This window comes from Undibacterium sp. KW1, assembly GCF_009937955.1.
GTDB lineage: Bacteria > Pseudomonadota > Gammaproteobacteria > Burkholderiales > Burkholderiaceae_D > Undibacterium.
Window position 1 is genome coordinate 6,312,048 of sequence record NZ_AP018439.1, and the last position, 25,737, is coordinate 6,337,784.

At 52.1% G+C, this 25,737-nt stretch carries 21 protein-coding genes; 10 read left to right on the top strand and 11 right to left on the bottom strand.

Features of this window, described 5'->3' with window-relative positions; genetic code table 11:
• The first annotated feature begins 22 nt into the window (after window positions 1-22).
• Window positions 23-823 carry a CPBP family intramembrane glutamic endopeptidase gene (locus UNDKW_RS28555; protein ID WP_162061539.1) on the top strand — a complete coding sequence of 267 codons (801 nt, stop codon included), beginning with the start codon at window positions 23-25 and terminating at the stop codon, window positions 821-823.
• 83 nt (window positions 824-906) lie between these two features.
• On the opposite strand, the gene UNDKW_RS28560 is transcribed toward UNDKW_RS28555, so the two are convergent.
• The 6 genes from UNDKW_RS28560 to UNDKW_RS28585 all read right to left on the bottom strand — a co-directional run bounded on the left by UNDKW_RS28560 (window position 907) and on the right by UNDKW_RS28585 (window position 8,190).
• A complete protein-coding gene (locus UNDKW_RS28560; protein ID WP_162061540.1) occupies window positions 907-2,001 on the bottom strand; it encodes a DUF342 domain-containing protein in 1,095 nt (364 codons plus the stop codon).
• A 119-nt stretch (window positions 2,002-2,120) separates the two neighbouring features.
• A complete protein-coding gene (locus UNDKW_RS28565) occupies window positions 2,121-2,603 on the bottom strand; it encodes an SRPBCC family protein (protein WP_162061541.1) in 483 nt (160 codons plus the stop codon).
• 82 nt (window positions 2,604-2,685) lie between these two features.
• Window positions 2,686-3,051 (bottom strand): response regulator, encoded by a 366-nt coding sequence (locus UNDKW_RS28570; RefSeq protein ID WP_162061542.1) that lies wholly within the window; start codon window positions 3,049-3,051, stop codon window positions 2,686-2,688.
• A gap of 1 nt (window position 3,052) precedes the next feature.
• The gene (locus UNDKW_RS28575) at window positions 3,053-6,238 is read right to left on the bottom strand and encodes a response regulator (RefSeq protein WP_162061543.1); all 3,186 of its coding nucleotides are present in this window, start codon (window positions 6,236-6,238) and stop codon (window positions 3,053-3,055) included.
• Window positions 6,239-6,338: 100 nt separating this feature from the next.
• Window positions 6,339-7,136 carry a hypothetical protein gene (locus tag UNDKW_RS28580; RefSeq protein ID WP_232063157.1) on the bottom strand — a complete coding sequence of 266 codons (798 nt, stop codon included), beginning with the start codon at window positions 7,134-7,136 and terminating at the stop codon, window positions 6,339-6,341.
• A complete protein-coding gene (locus tag UNDKW_RS28585) occupies window positions 7,129-8,190 on the bottom strand; it encodes a two-component system response regulator (RefSeq protein WP_162061545.1) in 1,062 nt (353 codons plus the stop codon). The genes UNDKW_RS28580 and UNDKW_RS28585 overlap by 8 nt, the downstream gene beginning before the upstream one ends.
• Window positions 8,191-8,455: 265 nt before the next feature.
• Between UNDKW_RS28585 and UNDKW_RS28590 the strand changes: the two genes are divergently transcribed.
• From UNDKW_RS28590 to UNDKW_RS28605, 4 genes are all read left to right on the top strand, one after another.
• Complete coding sequence (locus UNDKW_RS28590) at window positions 8,456-10,486, top strand: UvrD-helicase domain-containing protein (RefSeq protein WP_162061546.1); 2,031 nt, start codon at window positions 8,456-8,458, stop codon at window positions 10,484-10,486.
• A 163-nt stretch (window positions 10,487-10,649) separates the two neighbouring features.
• The gene (locus tag UNDKW_RS28595) at window positions 10,650-11,438 is read left to right on the top strand and encodes an ABC transporter substrate-binding protein (RefSeq protein WP_162061547.1); all 789 of its coding nucleotides are present in this window, start codon (window positions 10,650-10,652) and stop codon (window positions 11,436-11,438) included.
• 22 nt (window positions 11,439-11,460) lie between these two features.
• Window positions 11,461-12,087, top strand: a complete 627-nt coding sequence (locus tag UNDKW_RS28600) for a pyridoxamine 5'-phosphate oxidase family protein (RefSeq protein ID WP_174247653.1) — start codon at window positions 11,461-11,463, stop codon at window positions 12,085-12,087.
• 325 nt (window positions 12,088-12,412) lie between these two features.
• Window positions 12,413-13,318: a TraB/GumN family protein gene (locus tag UNDKW_RS28605; RefSeq protein ID WP_162061549.1), complete on the top strand. Its 906-nt coding sequence runs from the start codon at window positions 12,413-12,415 to the stop codon at window positions 13,316-13,318.
• Window positions 13,319-13,387: 69 nt separating this feature from the next.
• On the opposite strand, the gene UNDKW_RS28610 is transcribed toward UNDKW_RS28605, so the two are convergent.
• Window positions 13,388-14,935 (bottom strand): DUF4214 domain-containing protein, encoded by a 1,548-nt coding sequence (locus UNDKW_RS28610; RefSeq protein ID WP_162061550.1) that lies wholly within the window; start codon window positions 14,933-14,935, stop codon window positions 13,388-13,390.
• A gap of 677 nt (window positions 14,936-15,612) precedes the next feature.
• Here UNDKW_RS28610 and UNDKW_RS28615 point away from each other — a divergent pair.
• Both UNDKW_RS28615 and UNDKW_RS28620 read left to right on the top strand, forming a co-directional pair.
• A complete protein-coding gene (locus UNDKW_RS28615; protein WP_162061551.1) occupies window positions 15,613-15,951 on the top strand; it encodes a TonB family protein in 339 nt (112 codons plus the stop codon).
• 148 nt (window positions 15,952-16,099) lie between these two features.
• Window positions 16,100-16,513 (top strand): hypothetical protein, encoded by a 414-nt coding sequence (locus UNDKW_RS28620; protein ID WP_162061552.1) that lies wholly within the window; start codon window positions 16,100-16,102, stop codon window positions 16,511-16,513.
• A 30-nt stretch (window positions 16,514-16,543) separates the two neighbouring features.
• Here UNDKW_RS28620 and UNDKW_RS28625 read toward each other — a convergent pair whose 3' ends face one another.
• Together UNDKW_RS28625 and UNDKW_RS28630 are read right to left on the bottom strand one after the other, a co-directional pair.
• Window positions 16,544-17,338: an ABC transporter substrate-binding protein gene (locus tag UNDKW_RS28625; RefSeq protein WP_162061553.1), complete on the bottom strand. Its 795-nt coding sequence runs from the start codon at window positions 17,336-17,338 to the stop codon at window positions 16,544-16,546.
• A 189-nt stretch (window positions 17,339-17,527) separates the two neighbouring features.
• Window positions 17,528-18,727 carry a GIN domain-containing protein gene (locus UNDKW_RS28630; RefSeq protein WP_162061554.1) on the bottom strand — a complete coding sequence of 400 codons (1,200 nt, stop codon included), beginning with the start codon at window positions 18,725-18,727 and terminating at the stop codon, window positions 17,528-17,530.
• A gap of 193 nt (window positions 18,728-18,920) precedes the next feature.
• On the opposite strand from UNDKW_RS28630, the gene UNDKW_RS28635 reads away from it, so the two are divergent.
• Window positions 18,921-19,574, top strand: coding sequence for a DUF882 domain-containing protein (locus tag UNDKW_RS28635; protein ID WP_162061555.1), 654 nt, complete (start codon window positions 18,921-18,923; stop codon window positions 19,572-19,574).
• 59 nt (window positions 19,575-19,633) lie between these two features.
• Here the strand turns inward: UNDKW_RS28635 and UNDKW_RS28640 are convergent, their stop codons facing one another.
• Window positions 19,634-22,390, bottom strand: coding sequence for a pitrilysin family protein (locus tag UNDKW_RS28640; RefSeq protein WP_232063158.1), 2,757 nt, complete (start codon window positions 22,388-22,390; stop codon window positions 19,634-19,636).
• 189 nt (window positions 22,391-22,579) lie between these two features.
• Window positions 22,580-23,416 (bottom strand): D-hexose-6-phosphate mutarotase, encoded by an 837-nt coding sequence (locus tag UNDKW_RS28645; RefSeq protein WP_162061556.1) that lies wholly within the window; start codon window positions 23,414-23,416, stop codon window positions 22,580-22,582.
• Between the two features lie 338 nt (window positions 23,417-23,754).
• Between UNDKW_RS28645 and UNDKW_RS28650 the strand changes: the two genes are divergently transcribed.
• Both UNDKW_RS28650 and UNDKW_RS28655 read left to right on the top strand, forming a co-directional pair.
• Window positions 23,755-24,138, top strand: a complete 384-nt coding sequence (locus tag UNDKW_RS28650; RefSeq protein ID WP_370529064.1) for a SirB2 family protein — start codon at window positions 23,755-23,757, stop codon at window positions 24,136-24,138.
• 26 nt (window positions 24,139-24,164) lie between these two features.
• Complete coding sequence (locus UNDKW_RS28655; RefSeq protein ID WP_162061557.1) at window positions 24,165-25,727, top strand: amidase; 1,563 nt, start codon at window positions 24,165-24,167, stop codon at window positions 25,725-25,727.
• Window positions 25,728-25,737 lie beyond the last annotated feature (10 nt).

The window sequence follows — 25,737 nt, forward strand, 5'->3', positions numbered from 1 at the left end:
CCTGGATTTATACGCTACAGCAATGAATCAAAAGCATGAGAATTTTCCGACTGCCCTGGAAGCCTTCTTCCTGATCGTTTTTCTGCTCGGAGCCGAGGTCTTGCTGAATATGCTGGTACACGACAGCATGTTCTTCACGGGTGTCAGCATGGAAGAAGTCGATGGTGTCATTATGGTATTGGCGAATGCCATACTGTTTACGGCGGTGCTGCATTACAAGGGCATGAGCTATAGCGAGCTATTCCATTCCGCCGCAGCGGTCACGCCTGCCCGTCTCTGCCTGATCATGGTGCCGGTCATGCTGTTGATACCGGGGCTGGAATTGTCCTTGAGTTTCATCGGCGGCATGCTGGAGGAATGGCAACCTGTGCCCGCTGGCCAGCAAAGAATATTCGATGAGATGATGAGCAATGGTGTGCATTCCATCATCATTGCCTGCCTGGTTGCGCCTGTACTGGAAGAAATGCTGTTCCGTGGCCTGGTCTTGCGCAGTTTTTTGCAGCAATATTCGCGCAAGCTGGCTTTTCTGGCTTCAGCGCTGCTGTTTGGCATGGCCCACATGAATATCTATCAATTCCTGTGTGCTTCGCTGCTGGGCCTGGTCTGTGCCTGGCTATATGATAAAACGCGCTCCTTGTGGCCGGGCATTGCTTTGCATGCAGGTTCGAATGGCGTTGCCCTCTATGCCTACAGATGGGCAGCGGCGCGAGGTATCAGCGGCAGCTGGCATCCATCGACAGCGCTTTGTATTACGGCCCTGGTATCTACCAGCATAGGTATTTACCTGTTAAGGCGCATGCTGGTCGTGAAAGACCTGAGCTAGAACTTGCTACAGGCACAGCAGCCTGTCCGGCTGCTGTGCAGATAAGCAAGATCAACAAAATACCGGGGCAGGTGGTGTGAAAATCAGACTGGCTGCATTTCACGCTTCAGGCGGCGTGGTACTTCCCAGTCAAGTTCGGTTTCACGCTTTTTTTCCAGCGCATCGATATGCTTGAGTTTTTTGCCTTCAACGAATTGGCCGGATAAGAGCAGGCGTGGTTTGCTGACCGCAGACACCATGCCATGCGTGGCCCAGCGTGAGCGTGGCAGGCTGGTGGCAGCCAGGATGCCATAGTCAGCGCCGCAACTGATGCCTTTTTCAGCAACCAGGGATTCGCCAGTCTTGATGTATTTGGCGGCATAGATGCTGCCCTTGGTAGCAATCCAGCGGCCACTGTGGATTTCACCGCGCAGGCTGCTGACTTCGCCAGTGGCGCGCAGATAACCCCAGGTACTGATATCGCCCTGGCTATGGATACTGGCAACATCAAGGTTACCCTGACATATCAGATTCGCGGCAAACAGCGCTCCCTCAACCTGGATATCAGTTTCACTGAACAACTCACCCTGGCAATTACAATCACCTGCAACGTGGATGGCAGCTGCCGACAAATGGCCGCCAACAAACTGGATTTCACCAACTTCCAGCACATCATCCAGCTGTACATTGCCATGGCAATCGAGGTCGGCACAGGCGACATAACCGAGCGCCTGAATATCGCCAAAACCGCCAAAGGCATCATGATGATCATAGCGCTTCAAGATGGCAGGGTGCACCAGAATGTCCATATAGCTGCTGCCATCGGCGGCTGGTTTGCGCTGGTCGAGTTCCAGCATGCGTGCCATCCAGTCGGCGCTGCAACCGGTTTTGATGAGGTATTCAACATCGATATTGCCACCGGCATCCAGCGCATGGCCCACATACAGGGATTGCACGCGGATATCACCCGTAACCGTCAGCTTGCCGAGGCAAAACACCTCTTCTGCCTCCAAATCTCCATCAATCAGGCAATCACCGCCAACGATGAACTGGGTGGCAATCACTGCATCACCCTGGATATGCACGTCACCCGTGCTGGCAAATTGCTTGCGTTTCAAACGTGTGGTTTGTACCGGGGCAGGCAAGTCCAGAGCAGCCAGGACAGGCTTCTTTGTTGCAGGAGTAGTGCGCTTGGTCATGGGAACCTTGGAATAGTTGATAGATGGGTTAAATCAGGAATGGGATGAATGAGACGAATGAGATTATAGAGCCGCATTATCCCCGAAATGCTGGTGGCTCAGCAATCCATCACATGTTGTCAGGACGGCAGAGCATCCAGCCGTCCGCTTTCTGCCAGTTCGCGGATGATGCGTACAGTTTCGACGTCAGCTTCCTGATAGGCCGATTTGCGGTATTCGTTATACATTTTCGCTTCAGCATCTTCTGCTTCAGCACTGCCACTGTCATAGGCGAAACGGACAAACAGCGCATCTGGTTGTGGTTCTTCTATGCTCATGCGTAACGAAGATTGCGGGATGTCTTTCTGCGCTGCGACATCATAATGCACATGCTCAAGATGGACGAGGCTGACGTGGTCGGTGATTTCCAGCGTGCCATATTTGAGGGTACGCGTCATGCTGGCTTCATTGCGGTCCATGATGCTGGCGTCATCGAGATAAGAGACAAACAACCTTGGCATTTCTGCCCGCAAGACCAGGCCACGCCATAATTGTTCGCGAGTGATCACCTCTACCGCAGGATTGCCGAGGTCATTGATTTCTACTAAATGTTCAAATTTCATGGAGCACCTTTTTTCTGATGCCGCCAGTTTACTCCAGCTTGCCCTTGCCTGCTCTTGCTTTCCCTGGTCCATGAACGTGGATTCAGGCCTTGAGTATGGAATCAACCAGAGTTAAAAATGCCTGGTAGCGTATCGGTTTTGCCATATAGGCATCACAGCCAGCAGCGCGGAAGCGTTCTTCATCACCACTCATGGCAAAGGCAGTCAGGGCGACTATCTTGATATGGGCAGTCGCTGCGGCAGCCTTGAGCTGCCGGGTGGCAGTCATTCCGTCTATGCCTGGCAATTGCATGTCCATCAGTATCAGGTCGGGCAGTTCTATTCTGGCAACTTGCAAACCGGCTTCGGCATCGACCGCCTGCAGCACTTCATAACCGGCATTTTGCAACAGGAATGCCGCCAGCTTCATATTGACCGGGTTGTCTTCAATGATCAGTACACGCGCCATCTCACTTACCCCTGCCTGCCATGGCCCGCCTTACTTCACCAATGAAACGACCGTGATTGAAATCAGATTTTTCCATGACTTTTTTGACATCACCATTCAGGCGTATCCTGTCGTCTGCCGTAATTTGCTTGGCGGTCAGGACAATAATCGGAATACTTGCAGTGACTGTATCACTTTTCAGCGCTTCCACCACATCAAAACCATTAATTTCAGGCATCATCAAGTCCAGCACAATCAGGTCTGGCTTGTATTGCCTTGCCATGTTGATGCCATCCTGTCCTCCCAGGGCCGCCAGGGTTTTATAACCAAAGGAATCCAGTTGCGCAGTGACCAGTTTCACTGCCTTGGGATCATCATCGACGACCAGGGCAGTTTTTTGTATTGCCGACGGGTCATTGCAAAATCCCAGCACACTCAGGGCGGTGGTCAGGTTTTCTCTTGCTATCGGTTTTTGCATGACATGGGCTGCTCCCAGAGACAGACCACGGCCACGATCAGCCACGATGGAGATGATGACCACAGGGGTAGAGGCAAATAGCGGATGTTGTTTGAAATGCTCAAGAAATTCCCAGCCATCCATGCCTGGCAATAAAATATCCAGGGTAATCAGGTCGGGGTGCTCTTTGCCTGCCATCGCCAGTGCAGCTTCTGCGGTACTGGCACGGACGATGCGAAAGCCTTCGCTTTCCAGCTGTACCCGCAAGACTTCTGCGGCCTGGTCATCATCCTCTATGATCAGGGCCAGCAACTCGCCATTGGAGTGGTGATGGCTGCTGTCGGTAGTTTTTTCGGCAACATGGGCATGAGAATTCCCGGTGATGCCGCTGTCGGTATTGCTTGCCGTCCTGAGCTTGCCGGGCAGGTTGGCGGTACGCCAGGGTAGCAGCACAGTGAAGGTGGAACCCTTGTCAGTGATGCTGTTCAGGCTGACACTGCCCTCATGCAGCTCTGCCATGCGTTTGACCATGGCCAGCCCCAGGCCGGTGCCCTGATGCTTGCGTGACAGGCTATTATCTATCTGGGTAAAGGGCTTGAAGAGCTCAGCCTGAGCTTCTTCCGGTATGCCTATGCCGCTGTCAGAAACCATGATTTCCAGGTAGTGTTCAAAGCGCCCTCCGGTGACCTGGTAGCCTTCGATCTTGCGTACTGAGATATGCACGCGGCCACCTGCCGGGGTGAATTTGACGGCATTTGACAAAAGGTTATAAATGATTTGCTTGACCTTGACTTCATCAAGCCAGATGTCACCGAGGTTTTCCTGGATTTTGGCCGACACCTGCAAGTTTTGCAGGCTCGCCTGTTCACGCACTACCTGCATGCTCGATTGCACCAGTGCGTTGATATTGGTGGGTTCCAGGTTGATCTGCATCTTGCCTGCTTCTATCTTGGACAGGTCAAGGATGTCATTGATCAGCGCCAGCAAGTGCTTTCCGCTATTGAAGATATCGACCGAGGCGTCTTTCTGCTGGCTCGATAAACTGCCCATCAGGCCATCCTTGAGTATCTCTGAAAAACCGACGATGGCATTGAGTGGTGTGCGCAATTCATGGGACATATTGGCCAGGAACTCAGACTTCATGCGGCTGGCCTGTTCCAGTTGCTGGTTCTTGGCAGCGATCTCTTCACTGCTGCTGCGTAATTGCTCTGCCAGCAGTTTCAGGTCATTGTATTGACGCAGATTATGCAGGGCAACGCCGAGCTGGTTGGCCAGTCTTTCCAGAAAAGCCTGTTCACCAGTAATCACATTATTGGTCGTGGCCAGCACCATCACGGCCAGCCGGTGTTCCTGGTAAAGCACAGGTATCATCAGTACATGCTTGGGACTGAAGTTTGCCAGTCCAGTCTGCAGACTCAGGCGGCTGGCATCAAGTGAATTGCTTTTGCCGGTCAGGGCAACCTGGCCCAGCAAACCTTCGCCCAGTTCAAATTCACGTGGTATATCGTGGCCCAGGCCATAACTGGCATCACAACGGAAGCGTGCATACCATTCATCGTAGCTGTAAAGCGCCGACATCAGGTAGCCATGCCGTTCTGCCAGTAAAGTCAGCAAACCATCGAAAATCTTGTGCCGTTCAAAACTAGCGGCAAACAGGTTTTGTGCCTTGACCTGGGTTTCATCATAGTGCGCAGCAGTCCTCAGTTTGCGCTCGGTCAGGGTGAATTCGGTAACATCGACATTGACTGACACACCGCCGACCAGTTGCCCATTATTGTCGTGCAAGGGGGCCGTGTTATTCGAAATGGTTTTGCGGCTGCCATCAAAACAGCGTATATCTGCCAGCTCATTGAGTATGGTTTCACCGGATTTCAGGGTGCGGGCCAGGCCCCATTCGTCAGCCTCTATGCGCTTGCCTGTGTCTGGCCACCAGCCTGCATATTCACCATACTGTTCCAGGTTGACCATGCGTGAACCGCCCCAGATCGCCTTGGCGCCCGGGTTGATCTTGGTCAATGAACCATTGCGGTCACAGATAAAAACACCTACCGGCAAGATATCCAGCACCTGTTTGAGCAGGGCTTCGCTGTCACGTACGGCGGCTTCTGCGCTGGTACGCTGATCGACATCGCGCTTGAATTGCCACCACAGCAAGGCACCGCCTGCCAGTGTAATGAATAAAACCAGTAGGCCTATATTGCGTGCCTGGACAAAATTGTTTTCGACCTGGGTCTTGCGTTGTTGCAGCAAGACACGCTCTTCCTCTTCCATGTTGTTGATCTGCATCAGCAAGGCTTCCATGATGATGCGCGGTGTACCGCTGATCAGATGTTTGCGTACTGCTGGATAACCTTCGGTCTGATAGACCTGCAGAGTCTTGTCCAGGGCACTCAAGCGTTCTTCCAGTTTTTGTGCAAGGTTTTTATACAGCAGGTGTTGACGCGGATTATCCGTAATCAGTTCGGCCAGTTTTTTTGATGCCTGGCTTATCTGTGCTGATTTGCTGTCACGCTGGCCGGTGAAAACATCTTCGCCAGTGATGAAATACAGGCGCTGTATGCTCTCCAGTTCCAGTACACCTGACCTGACGTCATTTAATTGATCCAGCACCTGATAGGTATGGGTTACCCATAATGAGTTTTCACGATAATCCTGCAGTGAACGGTATAGTTGCCAGCCAGCCGACAAGAGCAGTAGCAGCCCGAACATAAGCCCTGCGAGCAGTCTGAATTCGGTGCTGAGTTTTTTCATGGTGCATTTTCCGTGGTAAACACATGCGTGGCAAAACTACCGGTGAACTTTCTTGCAAACAAAGCTGTACTGAAATTTATAAAGTGCTTCACTGCAGGCTTTAATGATCAGGTGGCCTGCCCAGCCTGGGCTCCGGTGCAAATGCGATCAGGGTACCAACGCTCAGGTCCAGCACAAAATAATCTAGTCGCTGTTGCTCATCAAGACGGGTTTGCACCCGCCGTTTGCGTGCTGCACCGTAGGCCTCCTGCAATACGGGCGCTAATCCTGAGACCGGCATTCCTGTGCTGGGTAATGCCTGGGCGAGATCCCCAAGTATGCGCAGTGCCGTGCGGTTAAAACGGCTGACCACACCATCTGCCAGCAGGCAGGCACCCATGGGAAGATTATCTATGGCTTCTGCAACCATGTCTTTGTGTATCGAATGCATGAGCGCATCCAGTGTGCGAAAGGCATGGGCAGTCTCTGCATTGCTGAGAATACCGTTGTATTCTTTTAACAGGCGCTCACGCTCGCGGTTCGCCAGATACTGTGTCAGTGCCAGATTAACGGTTGTCAGCAATTCTTCATTGAGCCAGGGTTTGACCAGCAACTTGAACGGATGGGCCTGGTTGACCGCCCTCAGTACACTGTCGAGGTCAGGATAGCCCGTCAATATCAGGCGCACGATGTCAGGATATTTTTCCCTGGCAGTGATCAAAAAAGCAGCAGCAAGTTGGTTACGCGGCTCGCATATCAATACCCCAACATGGTGTTCCGCAATAATGGCCTGCGCTTCGCTGGCATCTCTGGCGCTCACTAAGGGGTGTTGCAAAGGTCTCAGCAATCGTGACAGGGCTTGTAGCAGACCGACATCATCGTCGATCAGCAGGATGGCTGGACGTTGGGTTTCAGGCATCGGCATGCTGGTCGAAAATAGCTGCAAAGCGCCCCGCCTCCGCAACAAAGCAGGACAATACTGCAGGATCGAAATGTTCAGGTTGTGTGCGGCTATCACCTTCGATGATGATATTCATGCTGCGTTCATGATCCAGCGCAGGCTTGTAAGGACGACGACTGCGCAGGGCGTCATATACGTCGCAAATCTGCATGACTCTGGCAGCGATAGGAATGGCATCGCCCTTGAGCCCATTTGGATAGCCGCTGCCATCCCAGCGTTCATGATGGTTCAGGGCGATTTCTGCGCCCATTTCGGTATACGGCGAGGTGCCACTGGAGAGTATGCTGGCACCCAGCGCACAGTGGGTGCGCATGATATTCCACTCGTCATGATTGAAGCTGCCGGGTTTTAACAGCACATGATCGGGTATGCCTATCTTGCCTATGTCATGCATGGGGCTGGCCTGGAAGATCGCATCATGAAACTCGCCGGGCAAATCCATGGCTTCTGCCAGTGCACGGCAGTAGTAACTGATGCGCCGCACATGATGGCCGGTTTCTTCATCCTTGTGCTCGGCAGCACGTACCAGGGTGAATACTGTATCGCGATAGGCATCTTCCAGTTGTGCCGTACGCTGTACGACCTGGCTTTCCAGTATGCGGTTATGGTCAGTCAGGAAATCGCCATATTCCTTGAGACGCAAGAGATTGCGTACCCGTACGCTGAGATCAGCCCGGTCTATGGGCTTGGTCAAAAATTCCTCGGCACCAGCTTCCAGGGCGCGCAGCTTGGAATTGCGGTCATCCAGCGCGGTCAGCATGATGACAGGTACAGGCTGGGTCAGGGGATTGGCCTTAAGTTCTGCCACTGTGGCAAAACCATCCATGGCCGGCATCATGATGTCGAGCAGTATGAGGTCAGGTTGCGCAAAAGCCGCGACTTTGAGCGCATCGCGCCCATTATTGGCGCTCAGGGTAGAATAACCTTCGGCATGCAAGAGTACTTCCAGCAAGCGTATATTTCTTTCTTCGTCGTCCACCAGCAGGATACGAGCAGATTTAAGGTCTTTCATAAAAGGCACCCTCCTGAGTGAAAGAATAGTCTGAGCTTATCCAATTGTCTAGCCTTTATTTCTATCTTTTTGGCAACAAAATTCCGGCTCTTATGATCTGCTTATGTGATCGATAGTCGCAGGGTATGGTGAGTTTATCTGTGCGGACTCTCACTTATTAGCCCGCTGGCGAAGGTTACCTGCCTATTGCAGGCTACAATAGCGCCTGCAAGTTTGTGCGGATCAAACCGTCGCCCCTTATTGTTTCCCCATATTTTCACCCCCTATGTCGCATGGCCTGAACACCCCCCAACGTAATGCAGTCAACTATATGGACGGCCCCTGCCTGGTGCTGGCCGGGGCTGGCTCGGGCAAGACGCGCGTGATTACCCAGAAGATCGTCAACCTCATCGAACTGCATGGCTATGATCCAAAGCATATTGCCGCCCTGACCTTCACTAACAAGGCCGCGCTGGAAATGCAGGAGCGCATAGGCAAACTGCTGGCCGAGCCGCGCCAGGCAAAGCAGTTGACGGTCTCCACCTTCCATTCGCTGGGTGTCAAGATACTCAGGCAGGAAGCCCAGGCCCTGGGCCTGAAAGACCGTTTTTCCATCATGGACAGCGATGACTGTTTTTCTCTGGTGCAGGATCTGGCGATTACCACTGACAAACAATTGATACGCCGCATACAGACAGCCATGTCCTTGTGGAAGAATGGCCTGGTTGACCCTGAGCTCGCCTTGCAACAGGCGAAAGACGAGGACGAGGCGATTGCCGCCCGGGTCTATCGCAGCTATGTTGCCACCCTGTCAGCTTATCAGGCGGTGGATTTTGATGACCTGATACGCCTGCCGGTAGAACTGTTCCGCAGCAATGAACAGGTGCGCGACAAATGGCAGCGCCGCCTGCATTATCTGCTCGTCGATGAATACCAGGACACCAATACCTGCCAGTATGAGCTGGTCAAACTGCTGGTCACAGGCATAGGCAAAAAACCGATGTTTACTGCCGTCGGTGATGATGATCAGGCCATCTATGCCTGGCGTGGTGCGACCATAGAAAACCTGACGACCCTGCAGGTGGATTTCCCCAATCTGGAAATCATCAAGCTGGAACAAAATTACCGTTCCAGCACCCGTATCCTGCAGGCTGCCAATTCCGTCATCGGCAATAATCCCAAGCTGTTTGAAAAATCGCTGTGGTCTGAACATGGCCTCGGTGATCCGGTCAAGGTACTGGGCATGCAGGATGATGAACAAGAGGCCGAGCAAGTCGCCATCATGATTTCTGCGCATCGCTTCGAGCGCCAGGCCAAGTATTCGGATTACGCGATTTTGTACCGTGGCAATCACCAGGCACGCGTGATTGAGCAGGCTTTGCGACGCGAACGTATTCCCTACTCCATCTCCGGTGGCCAGAGTTTCTTTGACCGCGCCGAGATCAAGGACATCATCGCCTATCTGCGCCTGATTGCCAATGAAGATGATGACCCGGCTTTCATCCGTGCCATCACTACGCCCAAACGCGGTGTAGGCCAGGCCACGCTGGAAGTGCTGGGGGCCTTTGCCGGGCAATGGCAATGCTCGCTATTTGCCGCCGTCTTCAAAGGTGGCATAGAAGCTAAGTTGCCTGACAAACAGTTACGGCCCCTGCGAAATTTTTGTACCTTCATCAACCAGGTTGAAGCGCATGCCCACAGGGAAGGGCATGCCAGCGAATTGCTGGACGACTTGATGAAAGAAATTAATTACGAAGGCTATCTCTACGACAGCTTTGAAGACCGTGCTGCGCAAAACAAATGGCAGAATGTGCTCGACTTTACCCAGTGGCTGAAAACCAAGGGCAGCGGGGGCAAGGATGGTACGGACGATCACCGTAGCCTGCTCGACCTGACCCAGATGGTGGCCCTGATGACCATGATGGAAGGCAAGGACGAAGAACCGGATGCCGTGCGCATGTCCACGCTGCATGCATCCAAGGGGCTTGAGTATCCACATGTGTTTCTGGTTGGCGTCGAAGAGGGTATCTTGCCGCACAAGGGCGACCCTGATGCGCCGCCCGAGACCTATGCCGCCCGCATAGAAGAAGAACGCCGCCTGATGTATGTGGGCATTACCCGTGCCCAGCGCAGCCTGCACATCACCTGGTGCAAAAAACGCAAACGTGCAGGCGTGCAGGTGCATTGCGACCCTTCACGCTTCATCAAGGAAATGAAACTCGATGAGGGAGATGCCCCGCCCACCGAAGCAGAAGTCATGACACCCAAAGAAAGGTTGGCAGGCTTGAAAGCCTTGTTGAACAAACCCAGGGAGTAAATGCACTGTCCGGGGTAAATGGCTACTAAGGGGTACTAAATTGGTGCATATTGAGCCTCTGGGTGGGCAAAAATGCTAATATTGCTGCAGGGGCATGTATCTTCAGTGCCCCGACAGTCATGCCAGGATACCCTGATGGCCAGATATTTTGCAAAAGGGATTTATGCGCCGTTTGCTTGCCTTGCTCATTGCCATGCTCTGCACTATGTTCGTGCTGCCCGCACAGGCTGGCAGCACTTGTGAGCGCGTCATAGTGTCGGCAGATCCTGCTTACCCTCCCCTGCATTGGTATGATGGCAAGCAGTTTCGCGGTGCCAGTATCGCCATCATTACCCGTATCCTTGATGAGATTGGTTTGCCTTATGAGCTGCGCTACCTTGGGCCGTGGAAGCGGGTATTGCATGCTGCCCAGAATGGCAGCATAGACATCATCACCACTCTCAAAAGTACCCCTGAGCGCCGCAGTTTTTTATTGTTCAGTGAACTGGTGATGAACAATCCTGTGGCTGCCTTTGTAAAAAAAGACCGTCCTATGCCCTATGCAAAATGGGACGATCTCACGGGTTTGCGTGGCGGCATTGCGCGCGGCAACCGTTTTGGTTCTGCATTTGATGAATACATGGACAGCCGCCTGCATGTCAGCGAGACAGACAACCTGGAAACCGCCTTCACGATGTTGCTGGCAAACCGTTTTGACTATGTGATCACGGGTTACCATGTTGGCCAGGCTTACATGGCATCGGCGAATATCGATGACAAACTCGTTCCCTTGCAACCCTTTTTGATCGAATCGCAAAACCTGTTTGGTTTTGTTGCGCAAAGCCCATGTGCCGTTCACCTGCCTGCATTCAACAGGCAACTGGAGAAACTGCATAAAGAAGGTTTCATTGAACGTGTTTTGCTGCAGGCCCGCGCCGACTGGCGCAAAGCACCCGTCATAGGAAAAAACTGATTTCATGCCGAACTCACCATCAATATCATCATCACCCACGTCCCACCTGATCACCACGAGCGAACAACTGCAAGCCTTGTTTGATGCCGTTGGTGCGGCATCCATCAAAAAGGAAGTGCCATATATTCACCCTCATTATCAGGCCATGATAGTAGCCTCACCCTTTGCGGTATTGGCGACACGTGGCCCTGATGGACTGGACGCTTCACCCCGTGGAGATGCACCTGGTTTCATCGTGGTTGAAGATGAAAAAACCTTGTTATTGCCTGAGCGTCGTGGCAATAACCGCGTTGATAGCCTGCGCAATATCCTGTTTGACCCACAGGTCGCGCTATTGTTTTTAATTCCCGGTGTGGGCGAGACTTTGCGCGTCAACGGCAAGGCCAGCATTTCTGTTGAGCCTGCTTTACTGGACAGGTTTGCCGTTGATGGCAAAGCACCCAAATGCGTGCTGCGCATCGCTGTTGATACCGTTTACTTTCAATGCGCACGCGCGATTATCCGCTCACACTTGTGGCAAAGTGCCGGTGAAAAAACGCCCGGCTTACCCAGCCCGGGCACAATACTGGCTGCACTGAGCAATGCTGAAGTTGATGGCGATAAATATGATAGGGAGCTGCCTGCAAGGCAGCGTGCCACTTTGTATTAAGCCGGACTTACGCAAAACCGCCCCAGCTGCGTTGCAGCTCCTTGCCGTACTAAAGTACTGTCTTCGTCGCTGACGGTGTAGTCGGGTTTCAGACAACATGTTGTCTGCCGACGAAATGAACCTCCCCTGCAAGGGAGGTTTCCTAAAAGTGATAACCTTGCTGGGACAATTTTGCGTAACTCCTTTCCAGTAATCGATTGAGTTTAAAATCGTGTTTATTAGTAGTGCGCAAGCTTTCTGGTATCCTGTGCCGCCTGGCGCAATATCGTCACCAGCTCAGAACCAGCTCAGGGCCAGACCAAATAATTACATGGAACTTATGATAATGAAATTCAAGCCTACGCTTACTCAGTTAATGCTCAAATGCCTGACCGCATGTGGGCTGGCGATTGCCGCCAGCAGTGCCTTTGCCCAGGCAGAGACGCCTGCCAAAGGTGTTTTCTGGGAAGTGAAATCCGACAAAAATACCGCCTATCTGTTTGGTTCCATCCACCTAGCCAAAGCCAGTTTCTATCCCTTGCCAGAGGCTGTCGATGCCGCCTATAAGCAGGCCGACACTCTGGTCGTGGAAGTTGATACGACTGATACCAAGGCAGCAGAGAAAGCAATGCCTTTCTTTACCTATGCAGCACCAGACAAACTGGAAAACCATATCAGGAAGAGCACCTTTGAAAGCCTGCAATCCATGGTCGGCCCGGCGGCTGCGCAGTTCCAGAGCCTGAAACCCACGATAGTCGCCACTGCACTGAGCATAGGCGTATTCAGGCAGCAAGGCTATGACGCTTCCAAAGGGGTCGATCTGCATTATGTCTTGCGTGCCAAGCAGGACAAGAAAAATATCATCGAACTCGAAAGCACGGCATTTCAAGCCAGTGTGCTGGGTGGTCTCTCCGATGAAGATGCAGACGCCATGCTGGCACAAACCCTGGAGGGCTTGAAAAGTGGCGATACCCTGCGTGAAACTGCGGGCATGATCGCCGCCTGGAAAAGTGGCGATGCAGAAGGTCTGGCAAAAATCCTGCAAGAGGCAGCCAGCAAGGATGTCGGTTCGAAAAAACTCATGAAATTATTGCTCGATGACCGCAATCAGGGCATGGCAAAAAAAATCCTGGGCTTGCTGGAAGAAGGCAAGAAACTCTTTATCGTGGTCGGCGCAGGGCATTTGTCAGGTGCCAACAGCATTATCGAATTGCTGGAAAAGCAGGGCCTGGAAGTGAAGCAGATCAAATAAACTGCTACATCCAATTTGCAAAAGGCGCAGGGCGTGAGCTCTGCGCCTTTTGTTTTTATAGGTGTGTTGTTAGCCCAGCCACAAATTATATTCTATGCCGTTTTGTATGGAGCCCAGCACCTGTGCCTTGTTCTCTGCACTTTCACAAAAGCTCGCGAGTGCACTGGCAGGAGTGCTGACGCCGGAACTGAGTTCCTTATTCCAGTAATCAAAGCCAGCCTGGTCAGGTGCCCTGTGCAATACATTCTGGTAAAAATTTGTAATCAGCGTCGTTGTGGACGGGGTTGCACCATACAGCTTTTGAAATTCCGGTGACTGGAAGAACCCGGCAGCCACCGTCAGCAGGCTGGAACCCTTGTCCATGTCCGCTATCCAGTAACCCAGACCTGCCGCATCGGGTTTGCGGTCAAACGCTGCCTGATACAGCCGGTACATCTGTCCGGCGACACCTTCAATATCAAATGCAATCATCTTGTCGTTCAGTTGCACTCTTTCCACATTCAAGATAGAGGTGATGTCGCTGCTTACCATGTTGCGCAAGCTGATGTCCGTCGCATTTTTCTGTATCGTGAAGTTGGCGCGGTTGTCCTTGATGACGAGCAGGTCAAAACCTGCACCCCCATCCACGGTATCACCACCGCCATTGCTTTCAAACCTGTTGTTCGCGCTATTACCTGTCATGACATCGCTGAAACGTGTGCCAACCACGTTTTCAATGACTGTATCGAAGGCAATCGACAAATTGTTTTGCGATACCGTATCGCTGGCCAGCCTGCCCACCGAGCTGCTGGAGCCGGGTGTGAGATTGATCGTCGCCGCAACCGTCAGGGCCGATAAATTGATGGTATCCACGCCACCAGTATCGTTGATGATTTTGAGCAGTATGCCGTCGGCGTCAGTCAGATTATAGGTAGTTGCATCAGCGTTATAAGCCTTGCCGCCATACAGGTATTTCAGGGCGAGGTAATCAAACTTGCCAAAGAAATCCCTCTCCTGGCCTTGTGGTGCTTTCACATAAGACATCACAGTATTGGCTTCGCTGTCTTCTGCCGCCGCCAGGAAATTGTCTGCTGTGGTTGACGCTGGTTCACCCGCATTGTAGTTACCAGGATGCTTGAGTCCGATTGCGTGGCCTATTTCATGTACCAGCGTGGCCCAGCTATTGGTGCCGGGAACGATATTACTGAGATTGTCGCTGACTTCATTATTGAGATAAATGTCGCCGCTGGCCTTGGTATCTGCAGTATCTGGGTAAGTCGCATAACCGGCACTGGTAGAACCCTGGGCATTATTGCCCAGCCTGATGAAACCATAGCTGCTGTTGGTATCCGTCACCTCCTTGAAGGTGATGCCAAATTGCTGGGAAATCAAATCAAAGATTTTGCGGGTAGCGACTTTCTGTTCATCGGTGAAAGTGCTGAAACCCTTCTTGTCAGAGTCTTGCGCATAATCCGGGGCGGTACTCATGAAGCTGTAACTGACTTCAACTGCCGTGCCCACCGGGCTGCCATTATTCCAGCGCGCCGTCGCTGAAGGCAGCAGCACATCTATCCTGTAGTCGCCGCTGTAGGGATTGACGATGACGGTATTTACTTGTGTTGAGACGGTGCCAGCCATGATGTTATTCCTTATAGTTGGGATAAAAAATCATCGTTGCGGTCAGGTCGTGCACCTTTTTCTCACTGTGACCTGGTGCCAAAATCTGGGTAAGTCTGGAGTCTGCAGCTTTGAGCAGGCGTCGCCTGACGCCACTATGCAGAATAGTTCAACGACCTGAAAATGAAAGCGCAAAGGATGTTAAAAAAAGTGACTTTATCGCATCAGCGTAAGTGCTTCGTAAGAGCAGTTTTTTGAAGAAAAGGGAAAATAAATACTACAGCGCGCGAGAAGTCTGTACAACATCCAGCCGGGTATAAAAAATGAAAAAAGTGAGGAAAATGTGTATCTGTTACAAAAAATATGAAAAATATTTTACTGGGATCAAATAAATTTATTTGCACCAGCATGAAGAGAAAACGCAATATTGGCGGGCTTTTCGGCAGAATTTGCACAAGCGTGGAGAATTTCGGTAGCAAATCAAACCAGCTTGCTGCACTAAATAAATGCGTCATGAGCATTATGTTTTTTGGAAATAATGCCTATACGAATTATTGATTTTTTAGCGAAGTGCTGGCGACGTATATTGCATCCATCTGCCCATGATCAGCTCAATTCAGCGATGCACACATCGTAGTGAAAACGCAGCAAATATCATGATGCAGTTGCAAATTCATTCATAACCTGAGGAGTTTATTATGTCCCCACATTTCCGCCTGTATGCCTTCGTCACTACCCTGGCTTTTGCCCTGGTCACCTTGCCTGCCTTTGCCATGGAAGCCAATGAGGCGTTTGCCGCATCTGGTTGCGAGGCACCGAGCTACGATCAACGTGCATTGAATGATGAAGAGCAGGGCCTGGTCAAGCTCAACTACCTGCTCAACGACAAGGGTGCTGTGATCGATGCAAAAATTATTGACTCCAGCGGTTTTCGCAAACTCGACAAGGCATCCTTGCGTGCGCTGAAGGCATGCCGCTTCCAGGTCGGTGCAACACCAGGCTGGAACACCCTGGCATTCGCCTGGACGCTGAAATAATTGCATTCATTGCCTGAGAGCTTGCGCAGGGCTTCATTGCTTCATTGGCTTGCGCAAGCGTACCCTTGCTGTTGATGAAATCAGTTGCGGGTATTTGTGTCAGAATGCTGTTTCAGCCTCATGGCATGGAAACGAATACAGCAAAATGATGTTAAATGACAAGCAGCAATCTGATCTGGCGCAAGATTTGCCAGAGCATCCGTGGGTATCTCTTGAAACTGCACTGGATGTTGACGCCTGGATGGATTTGCAGCACCGCGAATTACAGCAGGCCTTGGGTGACAAGCCAACTACTGGCCAAGGCATCTGCCTGACGCTGCTACATGGCGGCGAACTCTACCTGCATACCAATTCTGACGGCGATGTCATGCTGGATCTGACAGAAGAAGCACAATGGATAACGCCGGTGCTGACAGCCGTGACCCGCAGTACGCCACCGAATGGACAAGTCTGGGGTTTGCCAGGACATGTACTGATACAACTGATATTGGGTTTGAATAGCCTGATCTCCAGCAGCCGTCTGGTATTACGCCATCAATACAAGGGTGCCCGCATAGCCTGAGAGCACCCACTTCTGCACTCATCTCCGCACTCACCTTGGTGTATAAATACGTGCCAGTTCACCACTCTGGCGACCCTGCATGATGGCCTTGTCGATTTTTTGCAGCAGGCTGGCGTTACCATCAGCTCGCATGGCAATATGGATATCTACCGATGACACTGGTCTCGGCAATATGCAAAACAACTTGCCGTTTTCTTTGCTGTTTATTTTTTTGTCACCATATTCTGCCGCGTATTGCTGGTTGATATGGTTTTCCAGCCTGCCTATATTGCCACTTGCGCTATACAGCAAGAAGGCATCCATGCGGTGCATGCTCAGTTTCCTGAAACGCCCCAGGTTATTGCTGGTGTCATCCTCGACCTTGAACAAGTCATTGCTGAGGCGGTCAAATTCTTCTCCATAGCTGGTGCCACGTACTATGCCTATGGTCTTGCCTTTCAGGTCGTTGATAGAATTAAAAGTAAACCTGGCATTGCAGAGTGTCACCAGCAGCGCCTGGTCGCTAAAGATGGGCGCGCTGAACTTGAAGTTGCGCTGGCGTTCACGGGTTTTGGACATACCAAAGATCAGGCCTTCACCCATTGCCGCATTTTCCACTGCTCTTTTCCAGGGGTAGCGCCGCACTTCAAATTTGAGCCTGGTATGTTGCTCAAGGTAGCGCAGCAATTCCACAACCTCTGCAGAAAGCGGAATGACATTGCCTTTGCCATCCAGTTCTTCGCTCATCAATAACACCACGCCAGACTTTGTTTGTGCATGTGCCACACTGAGCCAGCCAGAGCAAACCAGCAAGAGGCAACACAATAAGCGTGTATAACTTGGCATGATCGACAGGGCTTTAAAGCATACGCTTTATCTTAGCGCAAATTATCTGCTTTGACTGTTGGCGGCTGTGCGCAAAAGCCGGTCGGGAGTGTAAAGCTTGTTAAATATGGCAAATCATTGTTGCGCCTCCAAAAACAAAAAAAGGGTCCATGCCATGCATGAACCCCTTTTGAACTCAGGTCAGTTTGTTTAATTCGCTACGCCATTCCTGTCTATCTTGACGATGCGTGAGCCACCTGCTTTCTTGACATTCACTTCAGCCTCGCCTGGGCCGGTGACCTTGATACTGGCACTGTCGAGCAATAAATCACGGGCATGCAAGTCACCACTGCCAGTCAGTCTGGCGCTCAGGCTTTTGGCTGTGCCTTTCAGGCGGGTTTCACCCGGGCCGTTCATCATGACTTCCAGCGCGGCTTCCGATTGCAATTCCACATCAAAATCACCAGAACCGGAATTTTCCAGCTTGAATATGCCTGTAATGCCGCGATAACTCTGGTTCGACGGACCATTGTTGATGATCTGTAAATCCCTGATTTTCAAATGATCTGCATTGACATCGCCAGAGCCGCTGCTGGTCAGGGTCAGGACAGTAATCTCACCACTCAGACTCAGCTCACCCGGGCCATTGCTGCGTATGCTGGCCTGTTCTGCCCTGATGTCCTCGATCTGGATATCGCCAGAGCCAGACATGTCCAGTTCCAGCGCCTTGATCGTTCCTCCCAGTTTCACGTCAGCAGAACCATGCTGCACGAGCTTGACGGGAACAGATTGCAGATTATCAACACTTAAGCCGCCGCTGCCGTTGATGCTGGCATCCAGTGACTGGCTCACAATATTCATGTGCGTATCACCAGAACCATGGAATTCGACCTCAGCCTTGCCGGCCTGCAGTTGCTGCAAATCCATGTCGCCACTGCCGTTGGACATCAATTTCAGGGCATTCACCTTGCCGGTGATCTTCAGGTCGCCGGAGCCGTTCAGGTTCACGGCCAGGCTGTCTGCCTGCAGGTCACGTACCTCTATATCACCGCTGCCATTATTATTGATACGGTTCAGGCCACTGGCAGTGACCCTGATCGTGCCGGGTCGGTTGGTCCAGGTAAAACTATAGGATTTACGCTTGCTGCGTATGATCAGGACCTTGTTTTCCACCACGGTTTCAATTTCCGGCACCAGATTGTCGTCACCGCTGACTTCCAGCGACGGGGTAGAACCATTTGTGACCACCACATCAAAAAAACCGGAATTTTCTATGGCGCTGAACTCAGTCACCGCACGCTTCTCGGTAAGCTGTTTGCCACTACCCTTGATGGCATCGCCATTGACCCTGACTTCGCAGCCGCCGAGCAAGACTGTCAACAGCGCCAGACATCCTAAAGATTTGATCATGATATCGTTTTGTAATAAGAGTTATTGGATGCTTCTAGTGTAATGTTGTTTTGTATGGAGATCACAAGGCAAAAAGACAGAATGCAAATTCTGTGTGACCAAGCGTAAATTTGCCGGATAAACCGCAGGGCTTTGATTATTATGGCGATATACACTAAGCTGGTTTTTATTTTATCAATCCTGAAATCATAGAATGACGTTAACGCGCCGCCAATTACTAAAGAATGGGCTCTTGCTCGGCAGTACCGCATTAGCTGGTCCGCATGCCATCCTGCATGCGGCTGACATTACCAACGCTGGCACTGAAAAACATGCGCAACCAACTCCACCGCCTGATCTGTTTGACTCACAGGCGCTGGACATAGAATTCTGGGTCAAGCCCCGCACCATGGACCTGATACGCCCTGCCACAGGCGAGCGCAGCAAGATACTGTACTGGAAAGACGGCGAAGTGCTGGAATCCGCCTACCAGCAACTGTGCCACATCCTGCGCGACGTCAATGGCAAGGAGACTGCACCCATAGACCCCAAACTGCTGGAAACCCTGTGGGCCACCCAGGCTTATATCGCCCGTTTTGGCATGACCAGACCGCTGGAAATCCTGTCTGGCTACCGTACCCAGGCTTCGAATACCCGTCTCATAGAGCAAGGCGTGCCCGCAGCCCGCAAATCCCTGCACATGGAAGGCAAGGCCGCCGACATCCGCATCCCCCAGCTACATGAAGAAATCCTGGGTGAACTGATACAAAGCTTCCGCCAGGGCGGCGTCGGCTTTTATTACCGCCAGACCGCCCAGGGTGGCTGGATACATACTGACACTGGCCTGCAAAGAAGCTGGAAGGGCTGAGCTGCCATCCTTCTGTCAAACCGGAAATCTGGCATTTCCGGTTTGATGAAAAAACAAAATTATTTCGCCACAGCCGCCTTGGCCTTGGCTTCGTCCGCAGCAATAAAGACACTCATTTTGGCCGGGTCTATATACCGGCGGAAGGCATCGTTCACCTGTTCCAGTGTCAGCGCCTGTATCTTGTCGTCCATGGCTTGTGACCAGGCCCAGGTGCGCTTCAGGTACAGATTGCTGTTCCAGCCGCTGGCTACTGCACCATCGCTGCTGCGCCCTTGTACTCTTTGCTGCAAGAGCCCGGATTTGGCTTTGGCCAGTTCATCGGCAGTGAAGCCTTCTTTGAGGGCGCGTGCCAGTTCTTCCTTGACGGCGATTTCCAGTTTTTCCAAATTCTGTGGTGCCGCCGTGGCGTTGATACTGAAGCTACCGACCGGATCAATTTCCCCGGCAGTCAGGCTGGAACCGCCGCCATAAGACAGACCATCTTTTTGACGTATGCGCTCCATGACGCGCGAGTTCATGCCGGCACCGCCACCAAAAATATAATTGGCCACACGCAGAGCAGGGAAGTCGGCATCGTCTTCACGCAAAGTCAGGTTCATGCGGCTGGAATAAACGCCATTTTCCTTGTCAGGTGTATTGAAGGTTTGGCGCACCACACTGACCTCCTGACGCTTGCTGGCCAGGCGGGTGTAAGGAGACTTGCTGGTCCAGCCATCAAACACTTTGGCAACCGTCTGTTTCGTGCTATCTACATCAAAATCACCGACGATGGACAATTCACCCTTGGATACGCCATAGAAATCCTTATGGAAAGCCTTGATGTCTTCCAGCTTGAGATCGCGTATGGCTTTCAGCGATTCATCCAGTGTCATGGATGCACGTACATCGCCTTTTGGATAGGTATTGAAATGCTGGGCCAGGGCGCGGCTCGCGACCGCAGATGGCTCATTGCGGGATGCCTCTATGCCGACCAGGGCTTTTTCTTTCAATTGTTTGAATTCGCTTTCCGGGAAATTGGCTTCCTTCAGGACATGCGCCACCAGTTCCAGTGCCGCAGGCAAATTTGCCTTGGTGGTCTGGAATGAATACAGGCCGCCACTCATTTTCAGCTTGGACATCTCATCAGACAGTTGTGCGCGGGAATATTTGCTGGTGCCTGTGCTCAACAAACCACCGGTAAAGCCCAAGACACTGGCTTTACCGAACAGGGTTTTTTCATCACCCCAATGCAAACTCAGCGAGACATTTACGGTTTCGCCCCTGGTCTTTTTAGGTAATAGGGCTACCTGCAGATTGCCTATGTTGCTCACTTGCGTGCGCTTGTCGATATTCGCCGGGGATGGGTCAAATACTTCTGCCGTCAGTGTTGCTTCTTTGGGTTTAAAGTCTTTCATGACTTCAGCAATACCAGGAGCCGTCGGTATTTCGGCACGCTGTGGATTATCTTCCGGGATAAAGCTGCCTACGGTACGGTTGTCACGCACCAGATATTTTTTCACGGCAGCAGTGACTTCTTCGGCAGTGACTTTGCCTGCATCATCCCTGTCCTTGAACAGATAGCGCCAGTCACCCATGGCGATATATTCAGACATGCTGATCCCTATGGATTCGTGGTTGTTCAGCAGTTTTTCATAGTAGTTGGCATTATCGCGTTTGATGCGTTCCAGCTCTTCCCTGGTCGGTGGATTATTCTTGAACTCTTCTATACCTGCCAGCAGCATATCTCTCGCCGCATCGACGGATTCGCCTTTCTTGACCACGGCACCAATGATCTTCAGGCCAGGCTCTACATGGCCCATGCTGCTGGAAAATACTTGTACCAGCTTGCCGGTTTCCACCAGTTGTTTATGCAGGCGGCCATGTGGTGCGCCAGCCAGTATGCTGCCTGCATAACTCAGGGCATCACGGTCATGGTGCAGGCCAGCCGGTACTTTATAGGCGATCATGACCATCTGGCTGTCACCCTTGCGGCGCACGACAAAGCTGCGTTCGCCATCCTGAGTTGGTTCTGTAGTCCAGAACTGTGGCAGGCTGCGCGTTGGTTTGGCGATCTTGCCAAAGGAGGCATTGATCCATTGCAGGGCTTTTTCAGCTTCAAACTTACCGGCTACCAGCAGCACGGCATTGTCTGGCTGGTAGTAGTTGCGATAAAAGGCTTGCAGGTTTTCTATCTTGACGTTTTCTATATCGCTGCGGTTACCTATGGTCGAATTGCCATAGTTATGCCAGTCAAAGGCCACGCTTTGCATGCGTTTCATGAGTACAGCTCCGGGTGAGTTCTCACCGCGTTCATATTCATTGCGCACGACCGTCATCTCGGTGTCGAGGTCTTTTCTGGCAATATTGGAATTGACCATGCGGTCAGCTTCCATCTCCAGTGCCCATTTCAGGTTGTCATCACTGGCCTGGAACAGTTCAAAATAATTGGTGCGGTCCAGTGAGGTGGTGCCATTGATGCGCATGCCACGCTTATTGAAATCTTCCGTAATTTTAGGATTGGTAGGTGTGCCCTTGAACATCAGATGTTCCAGCAAATGCGCCATGCCGGTTTCGCCATAGTTTTCATGGCGTGAACCAACCAGATAGGTGACATTCACCGTCACTGTCGGTTTGGATGCATCTGGCATCAGCAATACGCGCAGGCCATTGGGCAGACGGTATTCCGTGATTCCCTCAACACTGGTCACCTGGCTGACACCTTTGGGCAGAGTGTCTGCCAGGGTGACCGGGGCGGTAAACAGGATAGCGCCGCCCAGTACCAAAGCGCGCAAGACGGGTTTGAGAGTAAGCTGCATGCCAGAGCGTAGTTGTTGCATAAAATCCTTCTATGATTTCAGGGTACAAAAATAATAAATCCGCCGGGCGGATTACACCTGACGGATATGATTTATGAAAATAGGTAAAGTTGCAGCTATTTTGTAATAAAGATAGACGACATTTGCCGACCAGCACTAAATGACTCTACACTAGTCGAATTGTAACTATGTGTTAAATATAGTCATTTGTCAATTGTGTGCTGGATTGTGCGTGGACTTCACTTCCAGCGTCTGGCTGCCACTCCAGCTATCACCTGGTGCCAGCATGATGGGGCGTAATATCGTCGCTGCCTCCACACACAGCATATTGTTTTCACCGCCAGCATGCAGGTCATTGATCTTGGCAGCGCCTGCACCGGGATTCCAGACCACGGCATCAGCAAAACCGCTGCTGCGTATAAGGGTGCTTTGTTGTGGCTGACGCAATTCAAGCTGGGCCGGGACCTGACCATAGATGCGGTCGGTTTCGCGGGTGATGTGCAGGCTGGGCTCCGCTTCCAGGCAATGATCTGCCCCTGTAACGGTATCGCGGTAATACAGACCCTGCAGGCCATGCAGGCTGACATCCGCAATGTCCTGCACCGCCAGGTAGGTATGCAGAGCCGTGCTGAAGCTGAAATTGGTGTCGCCCGTGTTGTGTATGTCCAACACGATTTGCAGGCTATTGCCCAGTATGCTGACCCGCAATTCTGCGCGAAAGACATAAGGCCAGATAGTCAGTCGGGCGATGTTTTCTTTGAGCTCATAGACGGCCTGGGCCGCACCGCTTTCCAGCAAGCCAGACTGCAAGAGCTTCCATTCAGAAGTGCGGGCAAAACCATGCTTGGGTAAAGTACCTTGATTGGAAAACTGCGGGAACACCACCGGCACACCACCACGGATGGCGACACCATCCTGAAAGGCCGAGGTCTGGCTCATGAATAATTGCTCAACCCCGCCCGCAGGTATCCAGGAACACAGATGCGCGCCCTGGCTGGCAATTTTTGCGGTGGCACCGTCTTGGGATGTGAGGCTGAGGAAATTCATGCAGGTTTTCTTTCAGTAAATGTTGACATGCATCAGTGTAATGGATAGTTGCGCAAATGGTATGAGTTTGCCATCTTCCAATACAGGACTTATGCAAAATTGTCCCAACGAGGCTAACGCATTTAGGAAACCGCCCTTGCAAGGGCGGTTCGTTTCGTTGGCATACAGCATGCTGTATGAAACTCCAACTACACCGCAGCGACGACGACAGTACTTTAGTACGGCTAGGAGCTGCAACGCGGTTGAGGCGGTTTTGCATACGTCCTGACACGACAAAAAAAGCTGGCTTTCGGTTAGTATGGCAGACACAAAAATCTACCACGGAAACCAGACCCACCATGTCCATCAACTATCTCGCCATTAAACACCTGCATCTGACTTGTGTGGGATTGAGCGGCAGCTTGTTCCTGCTACGCGGCATCTGGAAAATGCGTGACTCTGCGATGCTGGATAAGCGCTGGGTAAAAGTGTTGCCGCATGTGATAGATACGCTCTTGCTGGCCAGCGCCCTGACGCTGGCAGTATTGAGCGGGCAATATCCCTTCCAGCAAAACTGGCTGACCGCAAAATTATTTGCCCTGATACTGTATATCGTTCTTGGCACAGTCGCCTTGAAACGTGGCAAGACACCCGCCATACGCACTGCTGCTTTCATCGCTGCCGTCCTGGTTTTTGCTTATATCATCAGCGTTGCCCTGAGCAAGCAAGTCATACCATTCTGATCAATGAGACGTAAGAGATATTTTTCATGAGCATCTATTTTTGCAAACCAAAGTTCAGTCTCAGCCTGCTTGCTGCTCTGCCCCTGCTATATGGTCAGCAAGTCTTTGCCAGCGAGACCCTGCATGAACTGGCGCAAGATTTGCAGGCCGGTAAAACCACGGCACAGCAGATTTTTGATAGCTATGATGCGCGCATACAAATATATAACCAGGGCATACAGGCGGTGACCACACGTAATCCGCAAGCCCGGGCAGACGCATTGGCAGTAGATCTGCAAAAAACACCACGTGGCAGCCTGGCGGGTTTGCCCTTGCTTTTGAAAGATAATATCGCCGCGCGCGGCATGGTGACCACCGCCGGTTCACTGGCGCTGGCAGACAATCTGGCAGTGCAGGATGCACCTGTGGTAGCCCGTTTGCGCGCCGCCGGAGCCATCATTCTTGGCAAGGCCAATCTCAGTGAATGGGCGAATCTGCGTTCATCCCAATCAACCAGTGGCTGGAGCAGTGCCGGCGGACAAACCCGCAACCCCTATGCACCTGAGCGTAGCCCCTGCGGTTCCAGCGCTGGTTCAGGTGCTGCGGTAGCTGCGCGTTTGATCCCTGCTGCCATCGGTACAGAAACCGATGGTTCCATCGTTTGCCCGGCATCGGTGAATGGTCTGGTCGGTTTGAAACCCACCATAGGCCTGGTCAGCCGCACCGGCATCGTCCCGCTCAGCCATAGCCAGGATACGGCTGGCCCCATGACCCTGAACGTGCGCGATGCGGCGATGTTATTGAATGTCATGGCTGGCAGCGATGCGCAAGACCCGGCCACCCGCGCTGCCAACCGCCACCGCAGCAAGGACTATACCGCAGGCTTGCACACCAGCGCCTTGCAAGGCAAGCGCCTGGGCATAGTACGCAAACTGGTAGATGGTTATGACACCGCGACCAAGATGTTGTTCGACCAGACCCTGGTCACCCTGATTGCGCAAGGCGCTACCGTCGTAGATCAGATAGACCTGCCTTATCTCGAAGAACTGGATAAAGATGAATTGACGGTCTTGCTGTATGAATTCAAGGCAGACCTGAACGCCTACCTGGCTAAAACCCCAGCCACCGTCAAAACTCGCAGCATGGAAGACGTAATTGCCTTCAATAAACAACATGCAGACACCGTAATGCCCTATTTCGCGCAGGAACTGATGGAGCAGGCTCAAGCCAAAGGCAAGCTCAGTGATGCCGCCTATCGCCAGGCCAGTGCCCGCATCAAGCTGCGCGCTGGCAAGCAGGGCATAGATGCCGTACTCAAAAAATACAAGCTCGATGCCCTGATTGCGCCAACGACCGGTACCGCCTGGCTCATCGACTACAAGGCCGGTGACGTGCTCGAAGGCAGTGCCAGCAGCCCGGCAGCAATCGCCGGTTACCCACACCTGACCGTACCCATGGGGACAGTCAGGGGTTTGCCGGTTGGCTTGTCACTGTTTGCCGGTGCCTGGTCAGAAGCAAAATTGCTGAACATGGGCTATGCCTTTGAGCAGGCCAGACCAGCCCTGCCCGCGCCCAGCCTGGCAACTACAGCAACGGCTGCAAATAAATAGCCTGCCTTTT

Bases quoted from the DNA above. Each gene is read 5' to 3' on its own strand.
- UNDKW_RS28565 (WP_162061541.1), bottom strand. From the start codon at position 2,603: ATGAAATTTGAACATTTAGTAGAAATCAATGACCTCGGCAATCCTGCG.
- UNDKW_RS28555 (WP_162061539.1), top strand. From the start codon at position 23: ATGAATCAAAAGCATGAGAATTTTCCGACTGCCCTGGAAGCCTTCTTC.
- UNDKW_RS28645 (WP_162061556.1), bottom strand. From the start codon at position 23,416: ATGAATTTCCTCAGCCTCACATCCCAAGACGGTGCCACCGCAAAAATT.
- UNDKW_RS28610 (WP_162061550.1), bottom strand. From the start codon at position 14,935: ATGGCTGGCACCGTCTCAACACAAGTAAATACCGTCATCGTCAATCCC.
- UNDKW_RS28650 (WP_370529064.1), top strand. From the start codon at position 23,755: ATGTCCATCAACTATCTCGCCATTAAACACCTGCATCTGACTTGTGTG.
- UNDKW_RS28655 (WP_162061557.1), top strand. From the start codon at position 24,165: ATGAGCATCTATTTTTGCAAACCAAAGTTCAGTCTCAGCCTGCTTGCT.
- UNDKW_RS28560 (WP_162061540.1), bottom strand. From the start codon at position 2,001: ATGACCAAGCGCACTACTCCTGCAACAAAGAAGCCTGTCCTGGCTGCT.
- UNDKW_RS28635 (WP_162061555.1), top strand. From the start codon at position 18,921: ATGACGTTAACGCGCCGCCAATTACTAAAGAATGGGCTCTTGCTCGGC.
- UNDKW_RS28620 (WP_162061552.1), top strand. From the start codon at position 16,100: ATGTTAAATGACAAGCAGCAATCTGATCTGGCGCAAGATTTGCCAGAG.
- UNDKW_RS28580 (WP_232063157.1), bottom strand. From the start codon at position 7,136: ATGCCTGAAACCCAACGTCCAGCCATCCTGCTGATCGACGATGATGTC.
- UNDKW_RS28570 (WP_162061542.1), bottom strand. From the start codon at position 3,051: ATGGCGCGTGTACTGATCATTGAAGACAACCCGGTCAATATGAAGCTG.
- UNDKW_RS28640 (WP_232063158.1), bottom strand. From the start codon at position 22,390: ATGCAACAACTACGCTCTGGCATGCAGCTTACTCTCAAACCCGTCTTG.
- UNDKW_RS28625 (WP_162061553.1), bottom strand. From the start codon at position 17,338: ATGCCAAGTTATACACGCTTATTGTGTTGCCTCTTGCTGGTTTGCTCT.
- UNDKW_RS28585 (WP_162061545.1), bottom strand. From the start codon at position 8,190: ATGAAAGACCTTAAATCTGCTCGTATCCTGCTGGTGGACGACGAAGAA.
- UNDKW_RS28605 (WP_162061549.1), top strand. From the start codon at position 12,413: ATGAAATTCAAGCCTACGCTTACTCAGTTAATGCTCAAATGCCTGACC.
- UNDKW_RS28575 (WP_162061543.1), bottom strand. From the start codon at position 6,238: ATGAAAAAACTCAGCACCGAATTCAGACTGCTCGCAGGGCTTATGTTC.
- UNDKW_RS28590 (WP_162061546.1), top strand. From the start codon at position 8,456: ATGTCGCATGGCCTGAACACCCCCCAACGTAATGCAGTCAACTATATG.
- UNDKW_RS28595 (WP_162061547.1), top strand. From the start codon at position 10,650: ATGCGCCGTTTGCTTGCCTTGCTCATTGCCATGCTCTGCACTATGTTC.
- UNDKW_RS28630 (WP_162061554.1), bottom strand. From the start codon at position 18,727: ATGATCAAATCTTTAGGATGTCTGGCGCTGTTGACAGTCTTGCTCGGC.
- UNDKW_RS28615 (WP_162061551.1), top strand. From the start codon at position 15,613: ATGTCCCCACATTTCCGCCTGTATGCCTTCGTCACTACCCTGGCTTTT.